6 protein-coding genes are annotated in these 5,695 nt (G+C 63.6%); 4 read left to right on the forward strand and 2 right to left on the reverse strand.

Annotation, left to right across the window (positions count from 1 at the left end):
- Position 1 precedes the first annotated feature (1 nt).
- From EN994_RS15290 to EN994_RS15305, 4 genes are read left to right on the forward strand one after another with little or no spacing between them, the layout of a single operon-like run.
- A complete protein-coding gene (locus tag EN994_RS15290) occupies positions 2–1,303 on the forward strand; it encodes an aspartate aminotransferase family protein (protein WP_245466035.1) in 1,302 nt (433 codons plus the stop codon).
- Positions 1,304–1,305: 2 nt separating this feature from the next.
- Entirely contained in the window at positions 1,306–2,235 is a 930-nt protein-coding gene (locus EN994_RS15295) for a 3-keto-5-aminohexanoate cleavage protein (protein ID WP_013532100.1), read from the forward strand.
- A gap of 25 nt (positions 2,236–2,260) precedes the next feature.
- Positions 2,261–2,773 carry a GNAT family N-acetyltransferase gene (locus EN994_RS15300; protein WP_013532101.1) on the forward strand — a complete coding sequence of 171 codons (513 nt, stop codon included), beginning with the start codon at positions 2,261–2,263 and terminating at the stop codon, positions 2,771–2,773.
- Positions 2,770–3,798, forward strand: coding sequence for a histone deacetylase family protein (locus EN994_RS15305; protein ID WP_063167833.1), 1,029 nt, complete (start codon positions 2,770–2,772; stop codon positions 3,796–3,798). The genes EN994_RS15300 and EN994_RS15305 overlap by 4 nt, the downstream gene beginning before the upstream one ends.
- 15 nt (positions 3,799–3,813) lie before the next feature.
- Here the strand turns inward: EN994_RS15305 and EN994_RS15310 are convergent, their stop codons facing one another.
- Complete coding sequence (locus EN994_RS15310; protein ID WP_063167832.1) at positions 3,814–5,079, reverse strand: cysteine desulfurase-like protein; 1,266 nt, start codon at positions 5,077–5,079, stop codon at positions 3,814–3,816.
- A 51-nt stretch (positions 5,080–5,130) separates the two neighbouring features.
- Positions 5,131–5,695, reverse strand: a 565-nt coding sequence (locus EN994_RS15315; RefSeq protein ID WP_206530408.1) for an aldo/keto reductase, incomplete at its 5' end; no start/stop codon positions are given.

A 5,695-nucleotide genomic window follows, 5' to 3' on the forward strand; every position in this document is an offset into this window, starting at 1 on the left:
GCTGATCGACCACGCCGAAGGCATCTACATGTGGACGCAGGACGGCCGCCGCTTCATCGATGGCTCGAGCGGCCCGATGGTGGCCAATATCGGCCATTCCAATCGCAATGTGCTCGACGCCATGAAGCGGCAGATGGACCGCGCCACCTTCGCCTATCGGCTGCATTTCGAGAACGAGCCGGCGGAGGAGTTGGCGCGGGAGTTGGCCGGCAAGCTGCCGGAGGGCATGGACCGCATCTTCTTCGTCTCCGGTGGCTCGGAGGCGACGGAATCCTGCATCAAGCTGGCGCGGCAATGGGCGGTCGCCACCGGCCAGGCCAGCCGCTGGAAGGTGATCACGCGTTTCCCCTCCTATCATGGTGGCACGTTGGGTTCGCTCTCGATCACCGGCGACGATGCGCTGGCCGAAACGTTCGAGCCGATGATGCGGGTGATGCCAACCGTGCCGGCGCCGAATGCCTGGCGCGACCGCGACAATCTCTCGATTGAGCAGCGCGGCATCCGCTATGCCGACATGCTGGAGGAGAAGATTCTTGCGGAAGGTCCAGACAGCGTGGTTGCCTTCATCATGGAGCCGATCGGCGGTGCGGCGACCGCGGCGCTGGTGGCCCCGGACAGTTATTATCCACGCATCCGCGAGATCTGCGACCGCTACGGCATCCTGCTCATCCACGACGAAGTCATGAGCGGTGTCGGCCGCACCGGCAAATTCCTCGGCGGCGATCACTGGAACTGCAAGCCAGACATCGTCGCCTTGTCGAAGGGGCTGGGCTCCGGATATGCGCCGCTTGGCGCACTCGCCGCACCGATGCGGCTGGTGCAGCCGTTGCTCGCCTCCGGCGGCTTCCAGCACGGCCACACCTATGCCGGCAATCCGCTGGCCTGTGCCGCCGGCCTGGCTGTGCTCGGCGAAATGGACCGGCTCGACCTGATCGCCAATGCGGCAGCCATGGGCGATGTGCTGATGGACGGGCTTAAAGGCCTGGCGAAGCGGTTTCCGTTCCTTGCCGACGTGCGTGGCAAGGGCCTGCTCACCGGCGCCCAGATGGTCGCCGATCCCGAGACCCTAAAACCGATCGACCAGAACAAGAAAGCCACGCAGCGGCTGCTCGACCTCGCCTATGAACGCGGGCTGATCATCTATGGCCGCAGGGTCAAGGGCGGCGTCGACGGCGACAATTTCATGGTCGCGCCACCGATGATCGTCACGGCCGAGCAGGTCGGCGAGATCATCTCCATCATCGGTGACTCGCTGGAGGTTCTGGCCGCCGAGCTCGACCTGCCGGTCGGAGGCCAGGGGTAAGAATGGCACCGCGAAAAGTCATCATCACCTGCGCCGTCACCGGCTCGGTGCACACGCCGTCCATGTCGCCCTATCTGCCGGTGACGCCGGACCAGATCGCCGCAGACGCGATCGCGGCGGCGGAAGCCGGCGCCTCGATCCTGCATCTGCACGCCCGCGACCCGAGGGATGGCCGCCCGACCGCCGATCCGGACGTCTACATGCAGTTCCTGCCGCGCATCAAGCAGGCGACCGATGCAGTGATCAACATCACCACCGGCGGCTCGTCGCTGATGACGCTGGACCAGCGGCTGGCAGCCCCTTTGCGGGCCGAACCCGAAATGTGCTCGCTCAACATGGGTTCGATGAATTTCGCGCTGTTCCCGATGCTCGACAAGCCGAGGGAATGGCAGCACGAATGGGAACCCAAGCTGCTGGAAGCCACCCGCGACACGATCTTCAAGAACACCTTCGCCGATATGGAAGCGGTGCTGGAAAGACTGGGAAAGGGCTGCGGCACGCGCTTCGAATTCGAATGCTATGATGTCGGCCATCTCTATTCGCTGGCGCATTTTCGCGATCGGGGGTTGGTGTCGGGACCGCTGTTCATCCAATTCGTCCTTGGCATATTGGGCGGCATCGGCGCCGACCCGGACAATCTCGTCCACATGAAGCGGATCGCCGACAAATTGTTCGGCGACAGCTACCAGTTCTCGGTGCTCGCCGCCGGCCGCCAGCAGATGCCGCTGATCTCAATTGCAGCAGCCATGGGCGGCAATGTCCGTGTCGGGCTGGAGGACAGTCTCTATGACGGCCGCCAGCTGGCGAAATCCAATGCCGATCAGGTGCGCCGTATCCGTGGCATTCTCGACGGGCTGTCGCTGGAGGTTGCAACGCCCACCGAAGCGCGCGACATGCTGGCGCTCAAGGGCGGCGACCGGGTGGCGTTTTGAGATGCTGATCTGAGATGAACCTGAAATGATTGCCTCGCCCAAAATCCGCCTCCGCCCCGGCCGAGTGGAAGACGTCGAAACCATCCACGCCGCGATCCTGAAACTCGGCACGCATATCGGTGCGCCGGAGGAGATCATTTCGACAGCAGATGATTTGCGCACCTACGGCTTTGGTGAAAAGCCCGCTTTCTCCACCCTGATCGCCGAAGTGGGCGGCGAGTTTGCCGGCCTTTGCCTGCATTTCCCGATCTTTTCGACATGGATGGGGCGGCCTGGCGTCTATGTGCAGGACCTCTATGTCGAGGATCGTTTTCGCGGCCGCAAGATCGGCGAGCGGCTGCTGCGGCGTGTTGCGGCGCAGTGCCGGAAGGAAGGCGGCGTCTATCTCCGGCTGTCCGTCGACACCGACAATGAAGGGGCCAAGGCCTTCTACGAGAGGCTGGGCATCGCCTGGTCGAGCTACGAACAGACCCAAAAAATCATCGGCGAGGCCTTCTTTGCTTTCGCCGACGCGCCGGAAAACGGGGATCAGGAATGAAAGCCTTCTATGCCGAGGAACAGAAGCGCCACGACCCCAGGGCCTTTCTTTCGAGCGGCGCGGCACAGCCCAATCCGGAAAAGCCGGAGCGCATCGAGAGATTGTTAGTCGGCGCACTATCTGCGGGTTGCACGATCGAGCGACCTCGGGATCATGGGCTCGGCCCGGCCGCGGCGGTGCACACGCCGGAATATCTGGATTTCCTCGAGCATATCTACGCGCGCTGGCAGCGCATCGAGGGCGCTTCGGCCGAAGTGATCCCCAACATCCATCCGATCGCGCGCAACGGCTCCTATCCGGCCTCGGCGGTCGGCCAGGCCGGCTATCACATGGCCGACACCGCCTGCCCGATCTCGGGCGAGACATGGCAGAGCGCGCTATGGAGCGCCTGGAGCGCGGTCGATGCGGCCGAGGCGGTGATATCAGGCGCACCGGCCGCCTACGCGCTGTGCCGCCCTCCCGGCCACCATGCCTTTGCCGATGTTGCCGGCGGCTTCTGTTTCATCAACAATTCGGCCGTCGCGGCGCAGGTTCTGCGCAAACGGGCCGCACGGGTGGCGATCCTCGATGTCGACCTGCATCACGGCAACGGCACGCAAGGCATCTTCTATGCACGGCCGGATGTGCTGACCGTCTCACTGCACGCCGATCCGGTGCGCTTCTATCCGTTCTTCTGGGGCCATGCCGACGAGCGCGGCGAAGGGCCCGGCCTCGGCTACAATTTCAACCTGCCGCTGCCGCGCAAATCCGCCGACGCGGCGTTTCTCGAAGCGCTCGAGGTGGCCTTCCAGCGTATCCGTGCCTTTTCGCCCGACGCGCTCGTTGTGGCGCTCGGCCTCGACGCGTTCGAGGGCGATCCGTTCGGCGGACTTTCGGTGACGACGCCTGGCTTCTCGCGCATCGGCGAGGCCATCGCAAAGCTCGACCTGCCGACGGTCATCGTCCAGGAGGGCGGCTACCTCTGCGACAAACTCGGCGACAATCTCACCGCGTTCCTCACCGGCTTCGGCGGCAAGATGCGGTGAGTGCTCAAGCCAGCGTTAGGAGCGCTGCTGCCTGAGCATGGCGATGACCCGATGCACACTTTCCAGCGTTTCGTCGATTTCGGCTGCCGTGTTGTAGTGAGCAATGCCGATGCGCACGACGCCATGCTCGGCTGGAATGCCGAGCTGGTGGACGATCTCCCAGGCGTAGTTGTGACCGGACCACAGGAAGATGTTTTCGGCGTTCATCTGCCGCACGATTGTCTCCGGCACGATGCGCTCGACCGTGAAGGAAACCGTCGGCACGCGATCGCCGAGCCGCTTCGGGTCGGTGATGCCGTGGACGGTCAAGCCCTCGATATCGGACAGGCCGTCGATCAGTTGTTGCGCCAGCGGGTTTTCGTACGCGATCGAAGCCGCGAACGCCTTGGCGATCTTCTGCCTTCTTGAACCGCCCTCGCCCGCCGCCGCGCCAAGGTCGGCAAAGTAGTCGACTGCGGCGGTGAGGCCGGCCATCAGCTCGATCTGCGGCGTGCCGAGTTCGAACCGCTCCGGCAGGCCATTCGACGAACAGCGGCATTTATAGGGCTGCAAGTCATCGATGACGTCGCGCCGGCCCCACAATATGCCCATATGCGGTCCGAAGAATTTGTAGGCCGAGCAGATCAGGAAATCGCAGCCGAGCTCCTGCACGTCGATCAGCCCGTGCGGCGCGAATTGGACAGCATCGACATAGACCAGCGCACCGGCATTCCTGGCTATCGCAGTCAGCGCCTTCACCCGGTTGATCGAACCGGTCAAATTGCTGGCGTAGTTCAACGCGACCAGCCGTGTCTTCTCCGAAAGCAAGCCAGCCAGCGTCGCCTCCTCGACCTGCCAGCTGGTTTCGTCGAACGGCAGCCAGCACACGACGAGGCCGTGATCCTCGGCCAGTTGCAGCCAGGGCGAGACGTTGCCCTCATGGTCCATGCGGGTGAGGATGATCTCGTCGCCGGGCTGCATCGTGCGGCCGAGCGTGCGCGAGATGTGGTAGGTCAGCGTCGTCATGTTGGCGCCGATGACGATTTCCTCAGGGCTTGCGGCGCCGAGGAAATCGGCCATGGCCTCATGTGCCTCATCGACGACGGCCTGCGCGGCAATCGTCGTTTCGAAGTAGCCGCCAAGGTTCGCATTGGTGGTCAAGAGACAGCGCGATACCGCATCCGCCACTGCCTGTGGCACCTGCGTGCCGGCAGGGTTGTCGAGATAGATGCGGCGGCGGCCCTTGTCGGTCAGAGAGAGAGCGGGAAATTTCCCCCGGATAGCCTCGATCGGAAAATTCATTGCCGCCCTTCTCCCATTGTAATCGTTGGATATTCGGCCAGAAATCCCCGTTCAAGGACAGGGATTGCCGACCCGCTGGTGGATCGCATCCACCGCCTTCTGCATTTCGTCGGTCCAGACGACGTCGACGGAAGACAGCGCCATATCGAGCTGCGCAACGGTCGTCGCGCCGACGATGTTCGAGGTCACGAACGGCCGGCTCGAGACAAAGGCGTTGGCAAACAGTGCCGGCTCCAGGCCAAAGGAGCGCGCCAGCTCATTGTATTCGAGTTGTGCCTCGGCGGCACCTGGCGTCTCGTAGCGCTGGCCGCGATTGAACAGCTGCGTGCGCGAGCCCTGAGGCCGCGCGCCGTGGTCGTACTTGCCGGTGAGATAGCCCTGCGCCAGCGGCGAATAGGGCAGCAGCGACACCTGCTCGCGCTCGCAGACCTCGGCGAGATTCACCTCGAAGGTGCGGTTGACGAGATTGTAGGCGTTCTGGATCGACGCGACGCGCGGGCCGATACCCTTGTCGGCTTCGGCAAGGAACCGCATCACGCCCCAGGAACTCTCGTTCGACAGGCCGAAATGCCGAATCTTTCCTGCCTTCACCAATTCGTCAAACACGGCAAGCGTC

The sequence above is a fragment of the Mesorhizobium sp. M7A.F.Ca.CA.002.09.1.1 genome (assembly GCF_003998555.1).
Lineage (GTDB): Bacteria > Pseudomonadota > Alphaproteobacteria > Rhizobiales > Rhizobiaceae > Mesorhizobium > Mesorhizobium ciceri.

Coding starts and splice junctions, on each gene's coding strand:
- EN994_RS15295 (WP_013532100.1), top strand. CDS start 1,306: ATGGCACCGCGAAAAGTCATCATCACCTGCGCCGTCACCGGCTCGGTG.
- EN994_RS15300 (WP_013532101.1), top strand. CDS start 2,261: ATGATTGCCTCGCCCAAAATCCGCCTCCGCCCCGGCCGAGTGGAAGAC.
- EN994_RS15305 (WP_063167833.1), top strand. CDS start 2,770: ATGAAAGCCTTCTATGCCGAGGAACAGAAGCGCCACGACCCCAGGGCC.
- EN994_RS15310 (WP_063167832.1), bottom strand. CDS start 5,079: ATGAATTTTCCGATCGAGGCTATCCGGGGGAAATTTCCCGCTCTCTCT.